The organism is Roseobacter sp. MH60115, assembly GCF_015644665.1.
Taxonomy (GTDB): domain Bacteria; phylum Pseudomonadota; class Alphaproteobacteria; order Rhodobacterales; family Rhodobacteraceae; genus Roseobacter.
In genome coordinates this window covers 904,599-927,320 of sequence record NZ_JADOBQ010000002.1, presented here as the reverse complement: position 1 = coordinate 927,320, position 22,722 = coordinate 904,599, and the positions used below count along the sequence as shown (strand labels likewise).

26 protein-coding genes and 1 riboswitch are annotated in these 22,722 nt (G+C 61.4%); of the genes, 9 read left to right on the top strand and 17 right to left on the bottom strand.

Annotated elements, in window-relative coordinates; translation table 11 throughout:
* Nucleotides 1–58 precede the first annotated feature (58 nt).
* Complete coding sequence (locus ISX84_RS10200; RefSeq protein WP_195820214.1) at nucleotides 59–1,228, top strand: alpha-hydroxy acid oxidase; 1,170 nt, start codon at nucleotides 59–61, stop codon at nucleotides 1,226–1,228.
* On the opposite strand, the gene ISX84_RS23465 is transcribed toward ISX84_RS10200, so the two are convergent.
* Nucleotides 1,222–2,388 carry an MFS transporter gene (locus ISX84_RS23465; RefSeq protein WP_442800618.1) on the bottom strand — a complete coding sequence of 389 codons (1,167 nt, stop codon included), beginning with the start codon at nucleotides 2,386–2,388 and terminating at the stop codon, nucleotides 1,222–1,224. The genes ISX84_RS10200 and ISX84_RS23465 overlap by 7 nt on opposite strands.
* A gap of 149 nt (nucleotides 2,389–2,537) precedes the next feature.
* On the opposite strand from ISX84_RS23465, the gene ISX84_RS10190 reads away from it, so the two are divergent.
* The 5 genes from ISX84_RS10190 (at nucleotide 2,538) to ISX84_RS10170 (ending at nucleotide 6,605) form a co-directional block, all read left to right on the top strand.
* Complete coding sequence (locus tag ISX84_RS10190; RefSeq protein WP_195820212.1) at nucleotides 2,538–3,209, top strand: 50S ribosomal protein L25/general stress protein Ctc; 672 nt, start codon at nucleotides 2,538–2,540, stop codon at nucleotides 3,207–3,209.
* A 105-nt stretch (nucleotides 3,210–3,314) separates the two neighbouring features.
* Entirely contained in the window at nucleotides 3,315–4,007 is a 693-nt protein-coding gene (pth, locus tag ISX84_RS10185) for an aminoacyl-tRNA hydrolase (protein WP_195820211.1), read from the top strand.
* Nucleotides 4,007–5,053: a DUF2332 domain-containing protein gene (locus ISX84_RS10180; protein WP_195820299.1), complete on the top strand. Its 1,047-nt coding sequence runs from the start codon at nucleotides 4,007–4,009 to the stop codon at nucleotides 5,051–5,053. The genes pth and ISX84_RS10180 overlap by 1 nt, the downstream gene beginning before the upstream one ends.
* Nucleotides 5,054–5,056: 3 nt before the next feature.
* Entirely contained in the window at nucleotides 5,057–6,220 is a 1,164-nt protein-coding gene (locus tag ISX84_RS10175; RefSeq protein WP_195820210.1) for a serine hydrolase domain-containing protein, read from the top strand.
* Nucleotides 6,221–6,230: 10 nt separating this feature from the next.
* The gene (locus ISX84_RS10170; protein ID WP_195820209.1) at nucleotides 6,231–6,605 is read left to right on the top strand and encodes a DUF2237 family protein; all 375 of its coding nucleotides are present in this window, start codon (nucleotides 6,231–6,233) and stop codon (nucleotides 6,603–6,605) included.
* 171 nt (nucleotides 6,606–6,776) lie between these two features.
* Here ISX84_RS10170 and ISX84_RS10165 read toward each other — a convergent pair whose 3' ends face one another.
* The 6 genes from ISX84_RS10165 to ihfB form a co-directional block, all read right to left on the bottom strand.
* A complete protein-coding gene (locus ISX84_RS10165) occupies nucleotides 6,777–6,980 on the bottom strand; it encodes a hypothetical protein (RefSeq protein WP_195820208.1) in 204 nt (67 codons plus the stop codon).
* Between the two features lie 232 nt (nucleotides 6,981–7,212).
* Entirely contained in the window at nucleotides 7,213–8,445 is a 1,233-nt protein-coding gene (gene trpB, locus ISX84_RS10160) for a tryptophan synthase subunit beta (RefSeq protein WP_195820207.1), read from the bottom strand.
* 14 nt (nucleotides 8,446–8,459) lie between these two features.
* Nucleotides 8,460–8,906, bottom strand: coding sequence for a GNAT family N-acetyltransferase (locus ISX84_RS10155; RefSeq protein ID WP_195820298.1), 447 nt, complete (start codon nucleotides 8,904–8,906; stop codon nucleotides 8,460–8,462).
* Entirely contained in the window at nucleotides 8,906–9,550 is a 645-nt protein-coding gene (locus ISX84_RS10150; protein WP_195820206.1) for a phosphoribosylanthranilate isomerase, read from the bottom strand. The genes ISX84_RS10155 and ISX84_RS10150 overlap by 1 nt, the downstream gene beginning before the upstream one ends.
* 45 nt (nucleotides 9,551–9,595) lie before the next feature.
* Entirely contained in the window at nucleotides 9,596–9,946 is a 351-nt protein-coding gene (locus ISX84_RS10145; RefSeq protein ID WP_195820205.1) for a LapA family protein, read from the bottom strand.
* The gene (gene ihfB / locus ISX84_RS10140) at nucleotides 9,946–10,230 is read right to left on the bottom strand and encodes an integration host factor subunit beta (RefSeq protein WP_195820204.1); all 285 of its coding nucleotides are present in this window, start codon (nucleotides 10,228–10,230) and stop codon (nucleotides 9,946–9,948) included. The genes ISX84_RS10145 and ihfB overlap by 1 nt, the downstream gene beginning before the upstream one ends.
* A gap of 470 nt (nucleotides 10,231–10,700) precedes the next feature.
* On the opposite strand from ihfB, the gene ISX84_RS10135 reads away from it, so the two are divergent.
* Nucleotides 10,701–12,347, top strand: coding sequence for an NAD(P)-binding domain-containing protein (locus ISX84_RS10135; RefSeq protein ID WP_195820203.1), 1,647 nt, complete (start codon nucleotides 10,701–10,703; stop codon nucleotides 12,345–12,347).
* Nucleotides 12,348–12,461: 114 nt separating this feature from the next.
* Here ISX84_RS10135 and ISX84_RS10130 read toward each other — a convergent pair whose 3' ends face one another.
* The 5 genes from ISX84_RS10130 to ISX84_RS10110 form a co-directional block, all read right to left on the bottom strand.
* Nucleotides 12,462–12,884 carry a cupin domain-containing protein gene (locus tag ISX84_RS10130; protein WP_195820202.1) on the bottom strand — a complete coding sequence of 141 codons (423 nt, stop codon included), beginning with the start codon at nucleotides 12,882–12,884 and terminating at the stop codon, nucleotides 12,462–12,464.
* A gap of 130 nt (nucleotides 12,885–13,014) precedes the next feature.
* On the bottom strand, nucleotides 13,015–13,281 hold the full coding sequence (locus tag ISX84_RS10125; RefSeq protein ID WP_195820201.1) for a hypothetical protein: 267 nt from the start codon (nucleotides 13,279–13,281) through the stop codon (nucleotides 13,015–13,017).
* Between the two features lie 76 nt (nucleotides 13,282–13,357).
* Entirely contained in the window at nucleotides 13,358–15,034 is a 1,677-nt protein-coding gene (gene rpsA / locus ISX84_RS10120) for a 30S ribosomal protein S1 (protein WP_195820200.1), read from the bottom strand.
* A 187-nt stretch (nucleotides 15,035–15,221) separates the two neighbouring features.
* On the bottom strand, nucleotides 15,222–15,920 hold the full coding sequence (locus ISX84_RS10115; RefSeq protein ID WP_195820199.1) for a hypothetical protein: 699 nt from the start codon (nucleotides 15,918–15,920) through the stop codon (nucleotides 15,222–15,224).
* The gene (locus ISX84_RS10110; RefSeq protein ID WP_195820198.1) at nucleotides 15,917–16,627 is read right to left on the bottom strand and encodes a VPLPA-CTERM sorting domain-containing protein; all 711 of its coding nucleotides are present in this window, start codon (nucleotides 16,625–16,627) and stop codon (nucleotides 15,917–15,919) included. Before ISX84_RS10110 ends, ISX84_RS10115 begins: the two co-directional genes overlap by 4 nt.
* Nucleotides 16,628–16,716: 89 nt before the next feature.
* On the opposite strand from ISX84_RS10110, the gene ISX84_RS10105 reads away from it, so the two are divergent.
* Nucleotides 16,717–16,878: a hypothetical protein gene (locus ISX84_RS10105; RefSeq protein WP_195820197.1), complete on the top strand. Its 162-nt coding sequence runs from the start codon at nucleotides 16,717–16,719 to the stop codon at nucleotides 16,876–16,878.
* Nucleotides 16,879–16,962: 84 nt separating this feature from the next.
* Here ISX84_RS10105 and ISX84_RS10100 read toward each other — a convergent pair whose 3' ends face one another.
* From ISX84_RS10100 to trmB, 4 genes are all read right to left on the bottom strand, one after another.
* The gene (locus tag ISX84_RS10100) at nucleotides 16,963–17,508 is read right to left on the bottom strand and encodes a hypothetical protein (RefSeq protein WP_195820196.1); all 546 of its coding nucleotides are present in this window, start codon (nucleotides 17,506–17,508) and stop codon (nucleotides 16,963–16,965) included.
* A gap of 101 nt (nucleotides 17,509–17,609) precedes the next feature.
* Nucleotides 17,610–18,224, bottom strand: coding sequence for a (d)CMP kinase (locus ISX84_RS10095; RefSeq protein WP_195820195.1), 615 nt, complete (start codon nucleotides 18,222–18,224; stop codon nucleotides 17,610–17,612).
* Nucleotides 18,221–19,573, bottom strand: coding sequence for a 3-phosphoshikimate 1-carboxyvinyltransferase (gene aroA, locus ISX84_RS10090; RefSeq protein WP_195820194.1), 1,353 nt, complete (start codon nucleotides 19,571–19,573; stop codon nucleotides 18,221–18,223). Before aroA ends, ISX84_RS10095 begins: the two co-directional genes overlap by 4 nt.
* An 82-nt stretch (nucleotides 19,574–19,655) precedes the next feature.
* Complete coding sequence (gene trmB, locus ISX84_RS10085) at nucleotides 19,656–20,357, bottom strand: tRNA (guanosine(46)-N7)-methyltransferase TrmB (RefSeq protein WP_195820193.1); 702 nt, start codon at nucleotides 20,355–20,357, stop codon at nucleotides 19,656–19,658.
* A 117-nt stretch (nucleotides 20,358–20,474) separates the two neighbouring features.
* On the opposite strand from trmB, the gene ISX84_RS10080 reads away from it, so the two are divergent.
* Nucleotides 20,475–21,356: a response regulator gene (locus ISX84_RS10080; RefSeq protein ID WP_195820192.1), complete on the top strand. Its 882-nt coding sequence runs from the start codon at nucleotides 20,475–20,477 to the stop codon at nucleotides 21,354–21,356.
* 95 nt (nucleotides 21,357–21,451) lie between these two features.
* On the opposite strand, the gene metK is transcribed toward ISX84_RS10080, so the two are convergent.
* Nucleotides 21,452–22,633 (bottom strand): methionine adenosyltransferase, encoded by a 1,182-nt coding sequence (gene metK / locus ISX84_RS10075; RefSeq protein WP_195820191.1) that lies wholly within the window; start codon nucleotides 22,631–22,633, stop codon nucleotides 21,452–21,454.
* Between the two features lie 4 nt (nucleotides 22,634–22,637).
* A riboswitch (SAM-SAH riboswitch) is annotated at nucleotides 22,638–22,686 on the bottom strand.
* Between the last annotated feature and the right edge of the window lie 36 nt (nucleotides 22,687–22,722).

Below are 22,722 nucleotides of genomic sequence, written 5' to 3'. Positions count from 1 at the left end.
TGTCGATTGATCTTTCTGTGGTGAATTGGTAATCAAAACTGACCAATATGAGGGTGCCATGCCAACAATCACCACGATCCAGGATCTCAAGAAGCTTCACCAACGTCGTGTGCCCCGTATGTTCTACGACTACGCGGAATCAGGCAGTTGGACGGAACAGACCTTTCGCGAGAACACCACCGACTTTGAGAAGATCAGGCTACGCCAGCGCGTGGCCGTGGACATGACGGGCCGCTCGACCGCCAGCCAGATGATCGGCGAGGATGTGGCGATGCCGGTGGCCCTGGCCCCGGTCGGATCAACCGGCATGCAACACGCGGATGGTGAGATCCTCGCGGCCAAGGCAGCGGAGGCTTTTGGCGTGCCCTTCACGCTCTCCACCATGTCAATTTGTTCGATCGAAGATGTGGCTGCGAACACCAGCAAACCCTTCTGGTTCCAGCTTTATGCCATGCGCGACAAGACCTTCATCAAGAACATCATCCAGCGGGCCAAGGATGCGAAGTGTTCGGCGCTTGTGGTCACGCTCGACCTGCAGATCCTCGGACAACGCCACAAGGACATCAAGAACGGGCTATCCATCCCGATCAGACCGACAATTGGCAATATCGCCAACCTGGCCACCAAGTGGCGCTGGATTGCGGGCATGGCCAAGACGAAACGGCACCAGTTCGGCAATATCGTCGGCCACATCGATGGCATCAGCGATCTGTCTTCTCTCTCCGTCTGGGCGGCTGAGAGCTTTGATCCCCAGCTGAATTGGGAGGAGGTCAAGGAGATCAAGAAAATGTGGGGCGGCCCGCTGATCCTCAAGGGTATTCTGGATGCGGAAGACGCCAGGATGGCGCTGCAGGTCGGCGCGGATGCGATCATCGTGTCCAACCACGGCGGGCGGCAGCTCGATGGCGCGCTCAGTTCGATCCGCGTTCTGCCCTCCATCATGGACGCGGTCGGTGACAAGGTCGAGGTGCATCTGGACAGCGGCATCCGCTCTGGTCAGGACGTGCTCAAGGCGCTGGCCCTGGGGGCCAAGGGGACCTACATCGGGCGTGCCTTTGTGCATGGTCTGGGCGCGATGGGTCAGGCCGGTGTGACGCGGGCACTGGAAGTAATCCACAAGGAGCTGGACACGACCATGGCGCTCTGTGGCGAGACCAGTGTGAAGGATCTTGGCCGGCACAATCTGCTCATTCCGGAAGATTTCGAGGGGCGCTGGCTGGATCAGTAGGCCTGCTGCGCGCGGGCCGCGATACGGGCGGCCAGCACCGGCACCAGCGCGGCAATGCAGATCAACAGCAGGGCAGCGACCACCCAGAAACCCGCGCGCAGGCCAAGCGCTTCTGAGGTGAAGCCCATCAGCGGTGGGCTCACGAAAAACGCAGCGTAGCCGAGCGCCGAGGCGCGGCTGATGGCGGCAAGGCGCGCCTTGGGTGGAACCAACCGCCCGATCAGCGCAAGCGCCAGCGGGGCGACCACCGAAATGCCGAGACCGGTGAGGGCAAAACCGATGTAGGCCATAAAGAGCGTCGGTGCCCCCCCGACCAGGATCAGCCCCGCCGCCGCGACGACGGAGGCCACCGTGATGAAGGGCAAGGTCGGCACCCGGTCTGACAGGAAGTGCCCCGAAAGCCGCCCGATCCCCATGCTCAGCCCCAATAGCGCGGGCCCCAGCGCGCCTTCGGCCGGACCGCCGCCCAGCGTGCGTTCCAGGTGCAGTGCCGACCATCCCTCAGACGCGGCCTCCGTCAAGAAGGCGACCATCACGATCGCCCCGACGCCCCAGACCAGCAAATGCGGCAGCGGCGCATCGTCCGGGGTTTCGTCCGTTGGCATGGGGGGAGCACGTCTTTCCAGCATGACCCAGCCTGCCAGCGCGGTCAGCCCGATCAGGACAGTGAAGACCTGCGCAGGCGACCAACCCAGCTCCCGCATGATGCCCGTGGCCAGCGCACAGCCCGCGTAGGTGAAGGAGAACATCGCGTGATTGAGGTTCATTAGGTGGCGGCCACTGGTCTCCTCGATCTCGGAGACCCGCACGTTGGCCAAAACATCCGTGATCCCGGCCCCGACAGAGGCACAGGTCATCGCGATTCCAAAGGCCACGATCTCGGCGGACATGCCCGCGCCCAGCATGCCGCCCGACATGATCATTGCCCCCAGCGGCAAGGCCCAGCGACCTGCGATCCGGTGCGCCAGCGGTGCCAGCCACATGGCGGCAAGCGCGCCCAGAGAGGCCAGCAGCATGACCGCGCCGTAGACCCCGTCAGAGGCACCGATGGCCGCCTTGATCACCGGCATCTGGGCGAAATAGCTGGACCAGGCCGCGCCAACGATGACGAAGCCAGCAACTGATTTTCGGGACAGCCAGAGATCGCTCACCAAACGCATGTGCCAGCGGTGACACGGGCGCGCGACGCCTGCAAGAGAGCATCTGCGAAAAACCTCTTTTCACGGGCCACAAACCGGTCTATACGCGCGGCTTCACGCGGGTCTACAGCCTTGGAGGAGGCCCGCCCTTAACATATTGGAGACAAAAGATGGCTGGAGCAATTCCGGATCTTGAAGCTCAGGAACGGACGGGGACAGGCAAGGGCGCCGCTCGTCAGGCACGCCGCGATGGCATGGTTCCTGGGATTGTATTTGGTGGCGACGTTGACCCGCTGCCGATCAACATTCCGTTCAACGTGCTGATCAAGAAGCTGCGCGCGGGCCGGTTCAAGTCGACCCTGTTCAACATGAAGGTAGAAGGCCACGACGACGTGCGTGTGATCTGCCGCGACGTGCAGCGTCACGTGGTCAAGGACCTGCCGACACACATCGATTTCATGCGCCTGCGCCGCACCACCAAGATCAACCTCTTCATCGCGGTTGAAGTGGAAGGCGAAGACGTCTCGCCCGGCCTGAAAAAAGGCGGCGTGCTGACGCTGGTGCGTCCCGAGGTTGAGCTGATCGTGACCGCGGGCGATATCCCCGATCACATCACCATCGACGTCTCGGAGATGGAGATTGGCGACAACGTCACGATTTCTTCGGTCACGCTGCCGGAAGGCGCCAAGCCGACCATCGACCGTGACTTTGTGATTGCCCAGCTTTCCGCGCCTGCGGGTCTGGCGTCTGCGGACGATGAAGACGAGGATGCCGATGTGGATGCGGATGAAGTGCCCACAACGGAGATGGATGCACCCGACGGCGAGCAAGCCGACGATTGATCCTCCACCTGGTGGGTTGAAACAAGTACGGGGCCCTTTGCGGCCCCGTATTTCGTTTGCGCCCCTGCTTTGCTATGCTGCACTGCAATATGAAGGAGCATTGTCATGAAGCTGATCGTGGGTCTGGGCAATCCGGGTGCAAAATACAGCAAAAACCGGCACAATATCGGGTTCATGGCGCTGGACCGGATCGCGGCGGACCATGGCTTTCCGGCGTGGAAGGGCAAGCATCAGGGCACAATCAGCGAGGGGCGCTTTGGCGCTGACCGGGCGGTGCTGCTGAAACCCGAGACCTTCATGAACAATTCCGGCCAGTCGGTGCAGGCCGCGATGCGGTTTTACAAGCTGGAGCCGGAAGATGTCGTTGTCCTGCACGACGAGATCGATCTCGCCCCCGGTAAGGTCAAGCATAAGGTCGGCGGCGGGCATGCAGGGCACAACGGTTTACGCTCCGTGCATGCACACATCGGGCCCGACTATGCGCGGGTGCGTCTGGGTGTGGGTCATCCGGGGCACAAAGACGCAGTGCCGGGGTATGTGCTGCGCGATTTCGCAAAGGCGGACGAGGACTGGCTGGATGACGTGCTGCGCGGTGTCAGCGACGGCGCGCCTGATCTGGCGACCGGCGATGCGGCGAAATTCATGAATGCGGTCGGATTGCGCGTCTCGCCCCAACGGTCCGGCACCGGTCAAAAAAACCCCAAGGCGGCAAAGCCGCAGCCAGTGCCCCCCCCGGAGCCGAACCCTAAGAAAGAAACAGCATCACCGCTGCAAAAACTCATCGAGCGTTTCCGGTGATGCTGGCAGAGGCCTTTCAGCATCAGGCCATCAGTTGCGAACGCATGGGGTCCCCTTTCATGGGGCGGTTGCTGCGGATCCTGGCGGAACACTGGCCGACGGACAGCGCTCTGGCACAGCGCTTGGCACAATTTGACGGAGACATCGGGCCTGCGGGCGCCTCCCTGCCCCTGCGCACTGCGGGGGGACTGCATGCGCTGGTCCTCACCGCGCGCGCGCCGGAGCTGGCGGCCCTCTACCCCCCGGCACAGGTCAGCGATGAGGCATTGCGCGAGGGCGTTCTGGAGGCGCTCGACCAACACGAAGCCTTCATGCTCGACTGGGTGGAAAGCCCGCCTCAAACCAACGAAGTGCGCCGCTCCGCTGCGCTGATCGCGGGGGCGGCCGTGACGGCGGACCACTTTGACCTGCCCTTCATGGTCTCGGAGTTGGGCGCCAGTGCGGGGCTGAACCTGATGTGGGACCGCTATGGGCTGTCTCTGCCGGGCGTGGAGATGACACCACCCGACCCGGTGATCACCCTCACCCCCGACTGGACCGGTCCCCTGCCTCCGCACATCCGCCCCGTCGTTGCAGAGCGCGCGGGCGTCGATCTGAACCCGCTTGATCCCAGTGACCCACAGGATCTGTTGCGCCTGACCGCCTATCTCTGGCCCGACCAACCGGAGCGTCTGGCGCTCACCCGCGCCGCTGCTGCGGTGACCGATGCGCCGGTTCACCGAGGCGATGCGATCGATTGGTTGGCAACCCGTCTGGCATCGGCGCCCGAAGGTCATCTGCATCTGATCCAGCACACGGTTGCCTGGCAGTATTTTCCCGCTGACGTTCAGGCCCGCGGCCAGGAAATGATCGAGACCGCCGGGGCGACGGCGACACCGACCCGCCCGCTGGCTTGGCTCTCGATGGAAAGCGATGGGGACACCACCGGCGGTATCGGCGCCGCACTGGTGCTCCGGCTCTGGCCCGGCGATATCACCCTGCATCTGGGACGTGCCGATTTCCATGGTCGCTGGATACGCTGGGACGGGGCACGGGATACAGGCTGAGACATGCGCAAACTTTTGAAATGGGCGCTGCGGCTGATGCTTGCGCTCGCCCTCGCCGCCCTGGTGGTCGGGGCCTGGAAACGGGATGAGATTTCGCGCCTGATGGCGGTGAACAGCCTGTTTCTGCCGGACCGGATCGCCCAGAACTTCAGCCATATGGACCAGGCGTTCCTGCACAGCCCGATCAGCCGGGGGACAGGACCGGTCGCGACACTGCCCACCGGACCGGCCATCGCACTGCCGGATGATTTTGAGCAGTTTGTTCGTGATCGGCGGGTGACGTCGGTAGTTGTCCTGAAGGATGGCAAGCTGGTCCATGAAAACTACTACCTCGACACCCGCCCCGACGATCTGCGCATCAGCTGGTCCATGGCGAAAAGCTATCTCTCCGCGCTGACCGGTATTCTGCTGGATGAAGGTGTCATTGTCTCGCTCGACGATCCGGTCACCGGATATGCGCCCGCGCTGAAGGGCGGCGCCTATGATGGCACCACGATCCGGCATGTCCTCAACATGGCCACCGGCGTGACATTCGACGAGGATTACACCGACAAGAACTCGGACATTAACCGGATGGGCCGCGTCCTGGCGCTGGGTGCGGAGATGGACGCCTTTGCCGCCGGGCTGAGCGAGACTTTCGCGGCACCCGGCTCCGAATGGCAATATGTCTCGATCGACACCCATGTGCTGGGCATGGTGCTGCGCGGCGCCACGGGGCGTTCGGTCATCGACCTGATGAGTGAGAAGATCGTCGCGCCGCTGGGCGTGGAGCAGGAACCCTACTACCTGACCGATGGCACCGGTGTGGCCTTTGTACTGGGCGGGTTCAACGGCACGACCCGCGACTACGCGCGCTTTGGCCAGATGTTCCTGCAGCACGGGCGGTGGCACGGTCGGCAGGTGGTGCCGGAGGCATGGGTGATCGCCTCGACAACCGCATCGGCACCGACAGCCACGGATCAATACGGCTATGGATATCAGTGGTGGATGCCCCGCGATGCGCGTCCCCGCGAGTACATGGGGCGTGGCATTTACGGCCAATACCTCTACATCAATGAGGAACAGGGTATCGTGATCGCGCTGACCGCAGTCGATCCGCAGTTTCGTGACAAGGCTGTGCAACGCAGCAACATCGAGATGTTCCGCGCCATCGCCGACAAAACGTAAGGAGGAGAGGATGGAGAAAGACGACAGCCTCAATGTACTGGGAGGATCGCTGGCCCTCTGCGGGTCAGACCCGGTGACAGGGTTCTTCCGCGATGGCCACTGCAACACCTGCGCGGCGGATCAGGGCAGCCACACCGTCTGTGCGGTGATGACGGAGGAATTTCTTGCCTATTCGAAATACGTCGGCAACGACCTCAGCACCCCGCGCCCGGAATTCGGCTTTCAGGGCCTGAAGGCGGGCGATAGCTGGTGCCTCTGCGCGGGACGATTCCTGCAGGCCCACGACGAGGGTTGCGCGCCACAAGTGCATCTGGCCGCAACGCACAAGCGCGCGTTGGAAATCGTTCCGCTGGAAGTTCTCGAAACCCATGCTTTGACCGTCTGAGGCGTTATCTGATCTGAGACTGCCGTGCCGCACGGTCAATCTGGCGGCTGCGGGAAAACTCAGGCCGTTCAGAACCGCACATGCTGGCTTTGCAGGCCCGATCCGGGTCGGCCACCTGCACGCCGCCATGCGCTACAGCTTGCAGCCACCGGTGCCCGGGAAGTCCAGCCGTCAACCCGATCCTTCTGCCATTCGTGTGTGACGACTGTGACCGCTGACCTGCCAACTCGAGATTTCGATCTGGGCGGCATCACCTTCTGAAAGCTCAAGCCGCAAGGCATCATGGTCGTTTCCCGGAATCGCGAAGCCGAAACCGACACAGCCCTGCCCAAGATCATCGCCGTAGCTGTCGTTGAGCTCGTTGAAGGCCACCATGCGGCGCAAAAGAAACCGGCGCGCCGCGAGCGCCGAAAGCTAGTCGAGACCCAACTGGGACGGTGGTACTGGGTTGGCCAAGGACGTAGAGATCCGGTACACAATATCTTTCGGGATTTGCGCCGCAGCCGCCAGCGCAGAGGCCCAAACAGCGCAATTGCCGACAATCCGTTTCATCCTCACCCCTCTTGCCGCGAAAGCAATCAAGGTCAGGATCGAGATCAGGCGTGGGTCAGGCGAATTCACCCATCTCAAAACCGAGCGCCTTGGCGACGGTGAAGATATCCTTGTCGCCACGGCCACACATGTTCATGCAGATAATGTGATCCTTAGGCAGCTCAGGCGCGATCTTCGTGACATGGGCGAGCGCGTGAGAGGGTTCCAGCGCCGGGATGATGCCTTCGAGTTCGCAGCAGAGCTGGAAGGCCTCCAGCGCCTCTTTGTCCGTGATCGCGACATACTCCGCGCGCCCGATCTCGTGCAGCCAGGCGTGCTCCGGACCGATGCCGGGATAGTCGAGCCCGGCGGAGATCGAAAACCCTTCGAGGATCTGGCCGTCATCGTCCTGCAGCAGATAAGTGCGGTTGCCGTGCAGCACGCCAGGGCGGCCACCGGTCAGCGACGCGCAATGCTCCATCTTGGCATTCACGCCCTTGCCGCCCGCCTCAACACCAATGATGCCAACCTCCTTGTCGTCAAGGAACGGGTAAAAAAGACCCATCGCGTTCGACCCGCCCCCGATGGCAGCAATCACCGTATCGGGAAAACGACCCTCGGCGGCGGTCATCTGTTCGCGGACCTCCTTACCGATGATCGACTGGAAATCACGGACCATCGCCGGATAGGGGTGCGGACCAGCGACGGTGCCAATGCAATAGAAGGTGTCGCGCACATTGGTCACCCAATCGCGCAGCGCATCGTTCATCGCATCCTTGAGCGTGCCACGCCCGGAGGTCACGGGCACCACTTCGGCGCCCAAAAGGCGCATGCGGAAGACGTTCGGTGCCTGACGCTCGACGTCATGCGCGCCCATGTAGACCACGCACTTCAGCCCGAATTTGGCGCAGACGGTGGCGGTGGCCACGCCGTGCTGGCCCGCGCCGGTTTCGGCGATGATCCGGGTCTTGCCCATGCGGCGCGCCAGGATGATCTGGCCCAGCACGTTGTTGATCTTATGCGCGCCAGTGTGGTTGAGCTCGTCCCGCTTCATGTAGACCTTGGCGCCGCCCAGATGCGCGGTCAGGCGCTCGGCGAGGTAAAGCGGGCTGGGCCGACCCACGTAATGGGTCCAGAGGTGGTTCATCTCAGCCCAGAAGCTATCGTCAGTCTTGGCTTTTTCGTATTGCGCTTCCAGCTCAAGGATCAGCGGCATCAGCGTCTCGGATACGAACCGCCCGCCAAAATCGCCGAACCGTCCGTTTTCATCCGGGCCGGTCATGAAGGAATTGAAAAGATCGTTTGCCATCCCGCGCACTCCTGTCAGATCAGATTGCGTTTATACCCGATGTGCGAAGGGGTAAAGCCAAGGTCGCCGTAGAACCGCGCGCTGTCGGTGCGGCTTTTGTTCATGGTGAGCTGGATCAGACTGCATCCAGCTTCCCTGGCGCGCTGCACCGCGTCCTCAATCATCCGGTGGCCGATCCCCTGCCCGCGCAGATCGCTGGACACCCGCACGCTTTCAATCTGTGCGCGGCGTGCGGCGCGCAGCGAAAGGCCCGAGATGAAGGTCAGCTGATAGGTGGCCACAACCCGAGTGCCGTGTGCACCTACGATAAGCTGGTTGCCGCCCTCGGTCGTCATCCAGTCGAAGGCCGCAAGATAGGTTTCAAGGTCGCTGCCTTCCCGGGCAGATCCCAGCATATCGTCCTGCAGTAACGCGACAATGGCCGCGACCTCGTGACGCTCCGCCGGGCGGAAGGTGACCATCATGCCTTGGCCGCGTGCACGAAGCTGCGGACCACATCGTGATCCTTGACCCCCGGCGCGAGCTCGACGCCGGACGCCACATCCACCTGTTTCGCGCCGGTCAAGGCAATGGCTTCGGCAACATTGTCCGGGGTCAGCCCCCCCGCCAGCATCCACGGCACCGGCCACCGGCGCCCCGCGACAAGCCGCCAGTCAAAGGTGAGCCCATTCCCGCCCGGCAGCTCAGATGTCTTGGGCGGCTTCGCATCGACCAGAATCTGGTCCGCCACGGTCAGATACCGATCAAGCTCTGCAAGATCGTCCGCGTCAGCAATCCCCACCGCCTTCATCGCCGGCAATCCGTACCGTGCCTTGATCGCCGCGACACGCTCAGGCGTTTCATGCCCATGCAATTGCAGCATGTCGAGCGGGACCTGTCGGGTGAGATCATCCAGAAAGGCATCATCTGCATCGACCGTCAGCGCAACCTTGGCAAGGCCCGGCGGTGCCGCTATCGCCAGCGCCCGCGCGTCCTCAAAGCCGATGCTGCGCGGGGATTTGGTGAAGAAGGTAAACCCACAATAAGACGCGCCGGCCCCGGCCACCGCCGCGACATCTTCGGGCGTGCGCAGACCGCAGATTTTTACAGATATATCGTCAGGCATGGGCGCGTTTGAGCACGGCACCGGCGCAGATACAAGAGCGCAGGATCAGCTGGCTTCGTCCAGCAGCGCCAGAACTTCATCTTTGCCTGCGTGCTTCTCACCCTTGAGCTTGGCGATCTCGCGTTCCAGCCGGCGCATCTCGCGGGCCTGACGCGCCGCTTCGGCCCGCTGCCCATGCTCGCGGATCCACTCCCAGACAAAGCCGATCAGCAGGCCCGAAACGATGCCGCCAAAAATCACGAGAAAGAGCGGCAGTTCGATCTGGGGCGTGACCGAAAACCAGCCCGCAACTTCCGACGGGATCAACTGCAAGGACACCATGCCGCGGTTGGCAATGGCCACTGCAATCAGCGCGATCCCGAATGTCGCGATGCAGGCGTAGCGGATGTAGCGCATCAGGATTTCCCGTTCAGACGATCACGCAGCAGCTTGCCGGTCTTGAAAAACGGCACGTGTTTTTCTTCTACATGCACGGTTTCGCCGGTGCGGGGGTTCCGGCCCACGCGGGAATCGCGTTTCTTGACCGAGAACGCGCCGAAGCCGCGCAGCTCAACCCGGTCGCCCCGGGCCATCGCACCGGTCACCTCTTCAAAGATGGTGTTGACGATACGCTCCACGTCGCGCTGATACAGATGTGGATTTTCATCGGCGATCTTTTGAATCAGCTCCGAACGGATCATGGCAGCGTCCCCTTGTTGGTTGTTGGCACTTTTGCCGCGCCTATGCCGGAACTATAGAAAGAAACCCGGCTTACGGAAAGTGAGCCCGTGGCCACGTTATCACTTTTTTTGACGCAGAACACGCTGTATTATAGCGCTTTTTCCGATCCCTGCGCGGCTGTCCGCGCTTGCAGGCGGATGTATGCCAAATGCCGCAGCGCAGCGTCAGCTTATGATTCGGAACCACCGAGAGAGGGTTTGCCAGGTGTCCCGACACGAGACGTTTGGCATCGCCACCCGGCAAAAACACACAGCCCCTGCCCAGCCGTTTGGCACCTTGTACCTGCACGCCCAGGTAAGGGCCGCCGGACGAGCGCGCGCATTGCGTGAAAACCCCGTTTCTGCTTAGCTGGCGACGGGGTTGCCCGCAAATTTCCATCGAGAGAAATGGGCCTAGAAACGATAGCACCACGGCGAGGGATAGGACGGGAATGACGCAAAAGGATGGGCCACGCGATGTCTGCGTGATCGGATCGGGTCCGGCAGGGCTTCAGGCCGGATACTACTTCCAGAAAAAGGGTATGGATTTTGTCATCCTCGAGCGCGGCTCGGAGGTGTGTAGTTTCTTCCGCACCTTTCCGCGACACCGTCAGTTCATTTCGATCAACAAGGTGCATACGGGCCTCTCGAACCCTGAAACGCGCCTGCGCTACGATTGGAACTCACTGCTGAACGACGAAGGCATGCTTTTCAAGGACTGGAGCCGGAAATACTTCCCCTCTGCCGAAGACTTCGTTGATTACGCCGAGGCCTTTGCCGCCCAGATGCAGGACCGCATCCTGTGCGACAGCAACGTGGTCGAGATTTCGAAAACCGATGGCATCTTTGCCCTGCGGTGCTCGGACGGCGCGACACATCACGCGCGGAATGTGATTGTTGCCACCGGCGTGTCGCAGCCCTGGGATCCGGGGATCGAGGGGTTCGATCTGGTCGATAATTACTTCGATTTTGACCCCACGCCGGAGCAGTTTGAGAACGAACGTGTGCTGATCCTGGGCAAAGGCAATTCTGCCTTCGAAACGGCTGATTCGCTGGTGGAACACGCGGCTTCGATACACGTGATGAGCCCGAACCCGGTGCGCTTTGCCTGGCAAACGCATTTCGTCGGGCATCTGCGCGCCGTAAACAACAACTTCCTCGACACCTATCAGTTGAAATCACAGAACGCGGTGATCGATGCCAAAGCGGTGAAGATCGAGCGCAAGGACGGGCTCTACACCGTCACCGCGCAGATGCGGGCCGCAGAGGATCATGAGATTACCCTGACCTATGACCGTGTCATCGCCTGCACCGGCTTCCGCTTTGATGCCGATATCTTTGCCGAAGATATCCGGCCCGCGCTGCGTCACTTCGACAAGTTCCCGGCGATGACGTCGGAGTGGGAAAGCGAAAACGTCGAGGGGCTGTTTTTTGCAGGCACGATCATGCAGTCGCGCGACTATCGCAAGACCATGTCAGGTTTTGTGCACGGCTTTCGGCATAACGTGAAATGCCTGTCCGAATTCGTGGCCGGGCGCGTGACGGGCACCGCCTATCCGAGCACGCAAACCGAACTCGCCCCCGATGGATTGACGCGCGCGATCATCGACCGGATCAGCACCTGCGCCGGGGTGTTTCTGCAGCCGGGGTTTTTGTGCGACGTCATCCTGCTCGATCAGGAGGACGCGGGACGCAGTTATCATGATGTACCCGTGGAATGGGTGCAGGACGCCAAGAGTTTCGCCGGTCGGGAGTATCTGATGGTGACCCTCGAATACGGCGATTTCGGCGCAGATACGATGCATGTGAAACGCGAGCACAATATCTTTGGGGACACGCCCGATGCCTTCATTCACCCGGTCATCCGGCATATCCGCTCCGGCGCGCAAATTGGGGAGGTGCATCTGGCCGATCATCTGGACGCCGATTGGCGCCCGCGGGCGGAGCGGGACGCAAATGCCGCGACGGTGCTGCGGATGACCTTCAAGGATGCGGGCGACGCCCTGCCCCCGTCCGAGGTCGCCCATCGTCAGATCAGCAGCTTTCTGGAACAGCAGGGGATTGGCGAAGCCCGCGGCAAACGGACGGCGGCGGAGTAGCGCGGCGAAGGAACCTCCGGCCCATTATACCCAATGGCGACCCTCACCGCGCAGCGCGGCGAGGGTCTTTTCGTAATCTCGTCGGCTTTGAACCTGAAACACTGCGCTACCGAATTACTGCACCGGCAGAAAGTCAAAGGCGCCGTCCTGATAAAGGTAGGCGATGCAGGGATCCGCTGACACACAAGCCGACACATGCGGCAGCCCGCGCGGAATCCGGTAGAAGGAACCGGCTCCGATGGGCTGGGCCTGCGCCGGATCAGCACCCTGCACGTAGTGGATCATCTCTCCCTGCAGCATGACGCCGAACATATTGGCCGATTTCACATGCGGCGGGCTGACAAGGCCTGCGGGCAGCCGCACCATGGCCTGATAGGATTCGCTGAAACGGTCCCCTTGCAGCGGCGCAAAAGCCACCCCTTCCGCCGTTGTTTCCCAGTCGAAACTGCCCGCAGCCGTCAGTTCGATGCCCTCACCCGAAGCAACCGTTGCGGCAGCGGATAAGGTGAAGGCAAGTGTGTTTAGCATATTCGTCATGATCAACCTCATAATACCATTTGGTATCCTTTAATATGATACTAAATGGTATCAAGTCAACCAGTTTGCCGGACATGCTGGCCTGCGCCCAGCCGGACGCAAAAATCTGTGTCAAAGACGGCTCGCCAGATCAGCCGCAGACGGCGACGAAAGACTGTCCCTTGCGCCTATGTACGTCTCCCAGTTGCAGCGCGACCAGCGTCTTCCCGGCCCCCGCACAATCACGGCCCAGAGACGCCCGGACCTCCTCTGCGCTCCAGTTTTTTCCGTAGTGTCCGTGCATCTGCAATTGCCCCTGCACAACCTTCGTTTTGAACGAAAAGAAATTGTCCTTGCCGCCAGCCTGCGCAGCGCTTGCCGCAAGGCAGAGACAAAGGCCTACCGCCAGTTTCCGCATTGTCGTTCTCCCAATAAAAAGCCCCGCAGAATAACGTCTGCGGGGCTTTTGTGGCAATTTAAGGACCGGTTGCGGGTCAGTCGTCGCCCTTGTTGAGCGCGGCACCCAGGATATCGCCAAGCGATGCACCGGAGTCCGAGGAGCCGTACTGTTCCACGGCCTCTTTTTCTTCCGCGATCTCGCGCGCCTTGATGGACACACCCAAACGGCGGGACTTGTTGTCCACATTGGTGATGCGCACGTCGACCTTGTCCCCCACGGAGAAACGCTCGGGGCGCTGCTCGGCACGGTCACGCGACAGGTCAGAGCGGCGGATGAAGGACTTCATACCTTCGTATTCCACCTCGACACCACCGTCTTCGATGGCGGTCACGGTCACGGTCACGATGGAGCCACGCTTCACGCCGCCCACGGCTTCGGCGAACTTGTCCCCGCCCACGGCCTTGATCGACAGAGAGATGCGTTCTTTCTCGACGTCCACTTCGGAGACAACGGCCTGCACCATGTCGCCTTTGCGGTAGTCCTGGATCGCCTCTTCGCCACGCTGGTCCCAGCTGAGGTCGGAGAGGTGCACCATGCCGTCGATGTCGCCGTCGAGGCCGACGAACAGACCAAACTCGGTGATGTTCTTGACTTCGCCTTCGACTTCCGTGCCCTCGGGGTGTGTTTCTGCAAACACTTCCCATGGGTTGCGCATGGTCTGTTTCAGGCCCAGAGACACACGGCGCTTGGCACCGTCGATTTCCAGCACCATGACTTCGACTTCCTGAGAGGTCGAGACGATCTTGCCCGGGTGCACGTTCTTCTTGGTCCAGGACATCTCGGAGACGTGTACCAGACCTTCAACACCGGCTTCGAGCTCAACAAAGGCACCGTAGTCGGTGATGTTGGTCACGCGGCCAGTGTGCGTGGAATCCAGCGGATACTTCGCGGCCACCAGATCCCATGGATCTTCCTGCAGCTGCTTCATGCCAAGGCTGATGCGGTGTGTCTCTTTGTTGATCTTGATGACCTGCACCTTGATGGTCTCGCCGATCGACAGGATCTCGGACGGGTGGTTGACCCGGCGCCATGCCATATCGGTGACGTGCAGCAGGCCGTCGACACCGCCGAGGTCCACGAAGGCCCCGTATTCGGTGATGTTCTTGACCACGCCGTCGACGGTCTGACCTTCGGTCAGATTGCCGATGACTTCGGCGCGCTGTTCGGCACGGGATTCTTCGAGGATCGCACGACGCGATACCACGATGTTGCCCCGGCGGCGGTCCATTTTCAGGATCTGGAACGGCTGCTTCAGACCCATCAGAGGGCCTGCGTCCCGCACGGGACGTACATCAACCTGAGAGCCGGGCAGGAAGGCCACGGCGCCGCCGAGATCGACGGTGAAGCCACCTTTGACACGGCCGAAGATGGCGCCTTCGACGCGCTCTTCATCGGCGTAGGCTTTTTCCAGACGATCCCAGGCTTCTTCGCGGCGGGCCATTTCGCGGGAAATGACGGCTTCGCCACGGGAGCTTTCGACCTGACGCAGGAAGACTTCTACTTCATCGCCAACTTCGATTTTGGGCGCTTCGCCGGGATCTGCGAATTCTTTGAGCTCGACGCGGCCTTCCATCTTGTAGCCTACGTCGATGATGGCCTGGCCCGCTTCAATCGCGATCACCTTGCCTTTGACGACAGACCCTTCTTCGGGTGTGTCCATTTCGAAGCTTTCTTCTAAGAGTGCTTCAAACTCATCCATCATATTTGCCATGTGGCGTCGTTTTCCTAACTTGGTTTTGTGTCTGGCCGTGCGGTTGTCTCCGCCGGTCTTTGAGGTTTCAATTGGTCAAAGCGAAAAACGAGAAAGGGCCGGAAGAACCGGCCCTGCTCGCCACTGCGGTGTTTTCCCCGCTTTAACGAGGCCGCGTATAGGCGCAAACGGCGTCTATCGCAAGTGCTTAAGCCCGGTATCTGCCGCGTTTTACCAGGCCGAGCGCCCAGAACCCCGCCAAAAGCAGTGGAAGACTTGCAGGCAGGGGCACTGCCGCCGGGGTTCCACCACCGGAAGACGGATCATCGAACACCTGGACGCTGTCGAAATCGATCAGAAACTGCATGCCAATCGCGGGGGCGTTGTCCTGATCCTGCAGGACGATGAATTCTCCGGTTGTCATCGCCCCCAAAGTGCCCGTCGCCAGCATCTCCAGATCGCTGCCGGACAGAACATTTGCGTCTCCCTCAAACGTCAGAAGGATGCGGTCAAGCGGTCCGGGGCCTGTTGCAGCCTCTGATGTGAACAGCACCATGTCCATGGTGTTGAGACTGCTGACCAGCAACAGAGTATCCGATGCCGTCCACGACCCAAGCGTATTGCCACCGACACCAAATGCTTCATAGGAAAAGGACGTTACCGCAGAAAAATACTGGGCAATTGTTTCGCCTGCTCCAATGTCTGCCACCACATCCGGCGCAGAGGTTTCATCGAGATCGATGATGACCTCAAGTGTGGCGGGCTGCTCGGCCAGCGGGTACTCGAAACCGACGAAGTTTTCCGCCTCGAAGAGACCGGTAAAGCTGATGGTCTTGGCGTCCACCGGATTGGCAAGGACCACCGCCCATGCAACCGCCGCAGCCGTGGCTTTGAGACCGCCGGTCATGCCACGGCCTTAAGGCGCGGGCCGAGGCCGAACAGACGCTTGCGGTGCCGAACCAGTCCCAATGCACCCCATCCCGCCAGCAACAGCGGCAGACCCGCAGGCAGCGGCACGACAGAGGGGCGCGGATCATCGTCCGTGACGACGATACTATCGCCGTCGATCAGGTAGGACGCCCCGATTGCGCCATCGCCGAGGAAGCTGGAAATGCCGATCACCCCGGTGGACAGCGCCTTTAGGTTTTCCTCCGTCAACAGGTCGAGGTCGGTGCCCGAAAAGGTGTCGGCGGGGCTGTCGAAGAATATCAGCAGATTGTTCAGGGGTGCCGGGCCCGTCGCATTGCCGGAGAAAAAGTGAAAGCTGTCACCGAACACAAAGTCGACGATCGTCAATTCGAAATCCGATGCTGACCAGCTGCCAATCGAATTGCCGCCGACACCAAAGGCCTCGTATTGCGCGGAGGTCACGGCTGTCAGGTAGCTCGCGGACTGACCGAGACCACCGGAGTCGACCGAGGAGTCCACGGGTGCCGAAGTATCAATTCCAATGGTGACATCAAGCGTTGCGGGTTGTTCGGAGAACGGTTGTTCCGATCCGATGTAGTTTTCGAAATCGAGAATGCCGGTGAAGCTGATCGATTTGGCGGAGACAGGGGCGCAAAACGCGATCAGGGCTGCGGAGAGAAGGGATGGTGCAAGAAAATGTTTCATAGAAGTACTCATGCTGAACTACGACAAATGCGCCGCACAGGGTCGTCCGCGACCATCATCACCAGAGTATCCGTTGCAGGCCAATTGCCATGCGCATCATGCGTGCCACGGCGGAAAAACAGGAAAAATACCGTGGCCCGTATGTTTGGTTCGTCCAGTTTCAGGCGCAGCCACTGAGGGACGGCCTGAAATGTCCTGAGATAGATGACCGCGCGACTTTAACCCTGCGCAGCGCGCTCAGCATGCAATAGTTAGTGAAACCTTACCAACAAAAGGAAAGGCTTCGATATAAGCTGGGTTGATCGCGTTTTGCGGGGTCCCGTGGGCGGTGCAGACTAGAGTGCCTGGCCCTTGCGCAAGTCATCCAGCAGGTCCTGGTAGATGCCATTGCTGTCGCCACCGCCAAAGACCTGGGCGCCGCCGGAATAGGTTTGCCCGTAGGTGCGGGCCACGTTCACGGTCTGCACCAGCGCCGACAGAAACTGGTCCTGCTCCAGCGGGGAGAGCGGATGGATAAAGACCCCCCAGAGTCTGCCACGCGCCACGGCATACCGGGCGTCCAGCGCGCTGTCGAAATTGGCCTGCATGAGGCGCATCAACTCTTCGGGGTCCAACCCATCGGACGAACGGATCGGCACCATGGCCCGCATCCGGTCGGCGCGCGGATCGGCCACGACGATCACCGGGATATCCTGAATGGTGAACTCGATGGCAGAGCCGCGCAGCTGCGCATCTTCGTCGATGTTCAGAATGATATTGGCCAGCCGCTCCAGCGTCATCGGCGGTTCCGAAAGGGGCTCCGGGGCGGGCGTCTCGTCTTGCTGGGCAAAGCTGAGCGTGCCGCAAAGGATCAGCGCCAGAGTCAGAGGAAATCGTGCCATGAAAATGCCCTTTCGCGATATCTGTATCGCCAAAGCTAGCCCCGGATCGCTTCAAACACCAAGCACCCTTTGGTGATCGCCCTGCAATAATCAGTATGGGGTCAGGATCTGCGCGCCTCGATGGCAGCGATTGCCGCCGCAATCGCGTCCTCAATGCTCATATCGGAGGTATCGATTTCCACGGCGTCCTGCGCCGGGATCAGCGGTGCCGCCGCGCGTTCCCGATCCCGTGCGTCACGTTCTTTCACATCTGCCAGCACCTGTGCGCGGCTGACAGCGGCACCTGCTGCGTTCAATTCGGCAAAGCGCCTGTCGGCACGGACCTCGGCGCGCGCGGTGACAAAGAGTTTGGCCTCTGCATTGGGGCAAATCACCGTACCGATGTCGCGCCCATCCAGCACCGCCCCGCCGGCCCGGCGGGCAAAGCTGCGTTGGAAATCCAGCAGGGCCGCGCGCACCTCGCCGATCACCGCAACCTTGCTGGCGGCCTGCGCCACCTCCGGGCTGCGCAGATCACCGCCTTGCAGATCTTCTGCCGTCAATGTTCGCGCCGCGACCACCGGGTCCATACCCAGCAACAGCTTGGCCCCGACGGCCCGGTAGAGCAGCCCGGTGTCCAGATGCGCAAAACCGAAATGTGCGGCAACAGCCTTGGAAATCGTGCCCTTACCCGCCGCTGCCGGCCCGTCAATCGCTATGGTGAAGGGCGCGCTCATGCATTGTCGCGCACCAGATGCGCGCCCAGCTCGGACATCAACGGCTCGAAAATCGGGAAGGAGGTGGCAATCGGGCCGCCGTCATCCACGCTCACCGGTTTCTGTGCGGCCATGCCGAGGATCAGGAAGGACATCGCGATCCGGTGATCGAGATGGCTGGCGCTGGTGGCCCCGCCCGGTACATTGCCATGCCCAAGCCCCGTCACGGTCCACCAGTCCGGCCCTTCGTCCACGGTGATCCCATTGGCGCGCAGCCCCACGGCCATGGCATCAATCCGGTCGCTTTCCTTGACGCGCAGCTCTTTCACGCCGCGCATCACCGTTTCGCCTTGCGCAAAAGCCGCCACCACAGAGAGGACCGGGTATTCGTCGATCATGCTGGCCGCGCGCTCGGGTGGCACCTCGATGCCTTTCATCTCAGGCGAGAAACGCGCGCGCAGATCGGCGACGGGTTCGCCGCCTTCGGTGCGTTCATTCTCATAGGTCAGATCGGCGCCCATCTCGCGCAGCGTGTTATAGAGACCTGCGCGCGTCGGGTTGAGCCCGATGCCGGGCACCAGCACATCCGACCCCGGCACGATGAGTGCGGCGCAAACAGGGAATGCGGCAGAGGATGGATCACGTGGCACGTCGATCTTTTGCGGTTTGAGCTCCGGCTGGCCGGTCAGGGTGATCACCCGGCCTTCGTCGGTCTCTTCTACTGTGATCTCGGCGCCGAAACCTTTCAGCATACGTTCGGTGTGGTCCCGCGTGGCTTCAGCTTCGATCACCACGGTTTTACCCGGCGCGTTCAACCCCGCCAGCAGCACTGCCGATTTCACCTGCGCCGAAGGAACCGGCACCGTATAGGTGACAGGCACCGGGTCAGCAGCCCCCAGAATGGTCATCGGCAACCGCCCCCCTGCCCGGCCAAAGGCCTGCGTGCCGAAAAGCGCCAGCGGGTCGGTCACCCGCGCCATCGGCCGTCCGTTCAGGGACGCATCACCGGTAAAGGTCGCAGCAATCGGCGAGGTGGCCATGGCCCCCATGATCAGCCGCACACCGGTGCCGGAGTTCCCGCAATCAATCACCTGCTCAGGCTCGGCAAAGCCACCGACGCCGACACCATGGACGCTCCAGTTGCCGCCACCGTGATCGGTGACCTCGGCGCCAAAGGCCCGCATCGCCTTCGCCGTGTCCAGCACGTCCTGCCCTTCGAGCAGGCCGGTGATCTCGGTTTCGCCCACGCAAAGCGCCCCGAGGATCAGCGACCGGTGCGAGATCGACTTGTCGCCCGGCACCCGCGCTTCGCCCTTCAGCGGGCCGCAGGGGCGGGATGTCATGGGGATGGAGGCGCCGTGGCTGGACATGGGACTTCTCGTATCGGTCAGAGGTTCCGCGAGACTTAGCCGCTGTCTCTGTCCGGGTCCAGCCCTTTAGCCGCCCGGACTGTTAGCGCTTGCGGAAAGTCAGGTAGTGCGGCGTACGGCCTTCGCGCAGGGCTTTCTGTTCATAGCGCGTGGAGAGCCAATCCCCCCAAGGCTGCTGCCAATCCTGCGGGCGCTCGGCCAGCCAGTCAAAGCCGTGGCGCGGCACCTCTTCCAGGGTCTGGCGCACGTAGTCCTCGATGTCCGTCGCAACGCGGAAAATCGACCCGGGCTTGAGCACCCGCGCCAATGGCGCCAAATGCTCCTGCGTGACAAAGCGGCGGCGGTGGTGCCGGGTTTTCGGCCAGGGGTCGGGATAGAGCAGGAAGGCGCGCTCGATGGATTGATCCGGCAGCACATCGAAGAGATCCCGCACGTCACCAGGGTGCACGGCGAGGTTTGACACGCCAGCCCGCCGGATTTTACCCAACAGCATGGCAACACCGTTGATATAGGGTTCTGCCCCGATCAGCCCGATCTGCGGATTTTGAGCGGCCTGATGCACCATGTGCTCACCCCCGCCAAACCCAATCTCCAGCCAGACCGGCTTGCCGTCAAACAGCTGCTGCAGATCAATCGGCGTCCGATCCGGATTGTCCTCCCAACTTATCGCACCGGGTGACAAGGCGGCGAGATCTTCTTCCAGATAGCCCTTTTGCGACTGCTTGAGGGATTTCCCCTTGAGGCGGCCATAGAAGTTTCTGCGGGGTCGGTTTTGGTGCGTCATGCGCGGCGTCTACCCCGGACCGGGCACGGCTGCAACGCTCTGACCCGGCGCTTTAACGGTTTCATCAAGAATTAAGACAGCCCTGCTACATTCCCTCTGCTCAGCAGGAGAACGTACGTGGCCAAGGTTGGAAGAGTTCACGCCAGAGTGCGTCCTGAAACCACAAAACTGCCCAAACTGGCCAGCATTCTGGTTGTGGATGACCAAAGATTTGACCGCGCCCGGCTCAAGCGTCTGATCAGCGGCTTGGAATTCGAGACCCATGTGGTGGAAGCCGACCGGCTGGAATCCATGGGCACGATGCTCCAGCGTGACAAATTCGACCTGATCCTTGTCGATTACAATCTGCCGGACGGGAACGGTCTGATGGCGCTGGACGCCATTCGCCTTGATACCAAAAACCGTCACGCCGCGACGATCATGGTGGCCGGTGACGGCCAGACGGATGTCGCGATCGAGGCTTTGAAACGCGGGTGCAGCGACTACATCATCAAGGATGACCTGTCGCCTGCGTCCTTCAAGAAGGCCACGATCAATGCGCTGCAAAAATCATCCCTGTCGGTGGGGATCGAAACCCAGGATGTAAGACGTCAGCAGATCGAAGCGGTGCTGGAGCGGTTTTCGACCGAATGCGCAAGTGAGATCAAACCGGTTCTAAGCCGTCTGATGCGTCAACTGCGGGACCTGCGCGAAGCCCCCAGTCTCAGCGAAGAACAGGCAAGCGAGCGGTTTGGCCGGATCGAAAACTCCTGCATGCGGCTGTGGGAATTCCTCGATGACCTGGAGCAATATCAAGGCACCGATCTGTCGGACGCGCCCCTGTCGATCCCGGTCAACCCCAGCACGGCACAACCGCCCGTGATCGTCAATGACTTCCCGGATCAAGCCACCGCAGAGACTGCATCGCCCGCAACACAACCACGACGTATAAAGGCGGGAGACACCGGAGCAAACATACCCGGGAAGAAACCGCGCCCGAGCCTGTTCGGCAAGCATTGAGCGCCTGCATCTGCCCGGATTTCAGTCAGACCACGGGCGCTGCGTGCCTCACCTGACGGACGAGACACGGGATACGATTAACACAAACGCGGCGTTTAGACCGCTGCCTTCAGCGCGTCCACCAGGTCGGTCTTTTCCCAGCTGAACCCACCATCCGCGTCTGGCGTTCGGCCAAAGTGACCATAAGCCGCGGTGCGCGCGTAGATCGGACGGTTGAGCTGCAGATGTTCGCGAATGCCACGCGGCGTCAGATCGATGGTCTGCCCAATTGCGGTTTCAATCGCCGCGTCATCCACTTGCCCCGTGCCGAAGGTATCGCAGTAGATCGACAGCGGCTTGCTGACCCCGATCGCATAGCTCAGCTGGATCGTGCATTTCTCGGCCATGCCGGAAGCGACGACGTTCTTTGCCAGATAGCGCGCGACATAGGCCGCCGAGCGGTCCACCTTGGTCGGATCCTTGCCCGAAAACGCGCCGCCGCCATGTGGCGCTGCGCCGCCGTAGGTGTCCACGATGATCTTGCGGCCCGTCAGGCCCGCGTCCCCGTCCGGGCCGCCGATCACGAAGGTGCCGGTGGGGTTCACCCACCATTCGGTTGCGTCGGTGATCCACCCCTGCGGCAGAACCTCACGGATATAGGGTTCAACAATCGCGCGGATATCCTCGGAGGTCTGGCTTTCATCCGCATGCTGCGTGGAGAGCACGATAGAGGTCACCCCCACCGGGCGACCGTCTTCATAGCGCACTGACAGCTGGCTCTTGGCATCCGGACGCAGAGTTGGTTCGGTGCCGTCCTTGCGCACTTCGGCCAGGCGACGCAAAACGGCATGGGCGTAGTGGATCGGTGCGGGCATCAACTCCGGCGTCTCATTGGTGGCGAAACCGAACATGATACCCTGGTCGCCTGCGCCCTCATCCTTGTTGCCGCTGGCATCAACACCCTGCGCAATATGGGCGGATTGCTCATGCAGCAGATTGGTCACTTCGCAGGTTGCGTGGTGAAACTTGTCCTGCTCGTACCCGATATCCTTGATACAGGCACGCGCGATCTCCTCGATCCGGCCCATGTAGTCTTTCAACGCGTCCTTGTCTGACAACCCGACTTCGCCACCGATCACAACGCGGTTCGTGGTGGCAAATGTCTCGGCGGCAACGCGTGCTTCTGGCTCGGCGGCGAGAAAGGCGTCCAGAACAGCATCGGAAATCCGGTCGCAGACTTTATCGGGGTGACCCTCGGAAACGGATTCCGAAGTGAAAACATAATTTTTACGGGACATGTAGTGCTCCACTGAAAATTTCACGCCACGTCAGGAAGCCGTTGTGGCATGCGTCGCGCGTGCTTACGTGGCCTGATAAGCACCGTCAA

What these genes read in the sequence shown, in the direction of transcription:
- ISX84_RS10155 (WP_195820298.1), bottom strand. Translation starts at nt 8,906, where the DNA reads ATGGTCACCTTCCGCCCGGCGGAGCGTCACGAGGTCGCGGCCATTGTC.
- ISX84_RS10165 (WP_195820208.1), bottom strand. Translation starts at nt 6,980, where the DNA reads ATGGTGGCCTTCAACGAGCTCAACGACAGCTACGGCGATGATCTTGGG.
- ISX84_RS10100 (WP_195820196.1), bottom strand. Translation starts at nt 17,508, where the DNA reads ATGGCACGATTTCCTCTGACTCTGGCGCTGATCCTTTGCGGCACGCTC.
- ISX84_RS10180 (WP_195820299.1), top strand. Translation starts at nt 4,007, where the DNA reads ATGCTGGCAGAGGCCTTTCAGCATCAGGCCATCAGTTGCGAACGCATG.
- ihfB (WP_195820204.1), bottom strand. Translation starts at nt 10,230, where the DNA reads ATGATCCGTTCGGAGCTGATTCAAAAGATCGCCGATGAAAATCCACAT.
- ISX84_RS10095 (WP_195820195.1), bottom strand. Translation starts at nt 18,224, where the DNA reads ATGAGCGCGCCCTTCACCATAGCGATTGACGGGCCGGCAGCGGCGGGT.
- ISX84_RS10105 (WP_195820197.1), top strand. Translation starts at nt 16,717, where the DNA reads ATGCGCATCATGCGTGCCACGGCGGAAAAACAGGAAAAATACCGTGGC.
- ISX84_RS10110 (WP_195820198.1), bottom strand. Translation starts at nt 16,627, where the DNA reads ATGAAACATTTTCTTGCACCATCCCTTCTCTCCGCAGCCCTGATCGCG.
- ISX84_RS10125 (WP_195820201.1), bottom strand. Translation starts at nt 13,281, where the DNA reads ATGCGGAAACTGGCGGTAGGCCTTTGTCTCTGCCTTGCGGCAAGCGCT.
- trmB (WP_195820193.1), bottom strand. Translation starts at nt 20,357, where the DNA reads ATGACGCACCAAAACCGACCCCGCAGAAACTTCTATGGCCGCCTCAAG.
- rpsA (WP_195820200.1), bottom strand. Translation starts at nt 15,034, where the DNA reads ATGGCAAATATGATGGATGAGTTTGAAGCACTCTTAGAAGAAAGCTTC.
- ISX84_RS10200 (WP_195820214.1), top strand. Translation starts at nt 59, where the DNA reads ATGCCAACAATCACCACGATCCAGGATCTCAAGAAGCTTCACCAACGT.
- ISX84_RS10135 (WP_195820203.1), top strand. Translation starts at nt 10,701, where the DNA reads ATGACGCAAAAGGATGGGCCACGCGATGTCTGCGTGATCGGATCGGGT.
- metK (WP_195820191.1), bottom strand. Translation starts at nt 22,633, where the DNA reads ATGTCCCGTAAAAATTATGTTTTCACTTCGGAATCCGTTTCCGAGGGT.
- ISX84_RS10150 (WP_195820206.1), bottom strand. Translation starts at nt 9,550, where the DNA reads ATGCCTGACGATATATCTGTAAAAATCTGCGGTCTGCGCACGCCCGAA.
- ISX84_RS10145 (WP_195820205.1), bottom strand. Translation starts at nt 9,946, where the DNA reads ATGCGCTACATCCGCTACGCCTGCATCGCGACATTCGGGATCGCGCTG.
- ISX84_RS10190 (WP_195820212.1), top strand. Translation starts at nt 2,538, where the DNA reads ATGGCTGGAGCAATTCCGGATCTTGAAGCTCAGGAACGGACGGGGACA.
- pth (WP_195820211.1), top strand. Translation starts at nt 3,315, where the DNA reads ATGAAGCTGATCGTGGGTCTGGGCAATCCGGGTGCAAAATACAGCAAA.
- ISX84_RS10175 (WP_195820210.1), top strand. Translation starts at nt 5,057, where the DNA reads ATGCGCAAACTTTTGAAATGGGCGCTGCGGCTGATGCTTGCGCTCGCC.
- ISX84_RS10130 (WP_195820202.1), bottom strand. Translation starts at nt 12,884, where the DNA reads ATGACGAATATGCTAAACACACTTGCCTTCACCTTATCCGCTGCCGCA.
- ISX84_RS10115 (WP_195820199.1), bottom strand. Translation starts at nt 15,920, where the DNA reads ATGACCGGCGGTCTCAAAGCCACGGCTGCGGCGGTTGCATGGGCGGTG.
- ISX84_RS10170 (WP_195820209.1), top strand. Translation starts at nt 6,231, where the DNA reads ATGGAGAAAGACGACAGCCTCAATGTACTGGGAGGATCGCTGGCCCTC.
- trpB (WP_195820207.1), bottom strand. Translation starts at nt 8,445, where the DNA reads ATGGCAAACGATCTTTTCAATTCCTTCATGACCGGCCCGGATGAAAAC.
- aroA (WP_195820194.1), bottom strand. Translation starts at nt 19,573, where the DNA reads ATGTCCAGCCACGGCGCCTCCATCCCCATGACATCCCGCCCCTGCGGC.
- ISX84_RS23465 (WP_442800618.1), bottom strand. Translation starts at nt 2,388, where the DNA reads ATGCGTTTGGTGAGCGATCTCTGGCTGTCCCGAAAATCAGTTGCTGGC.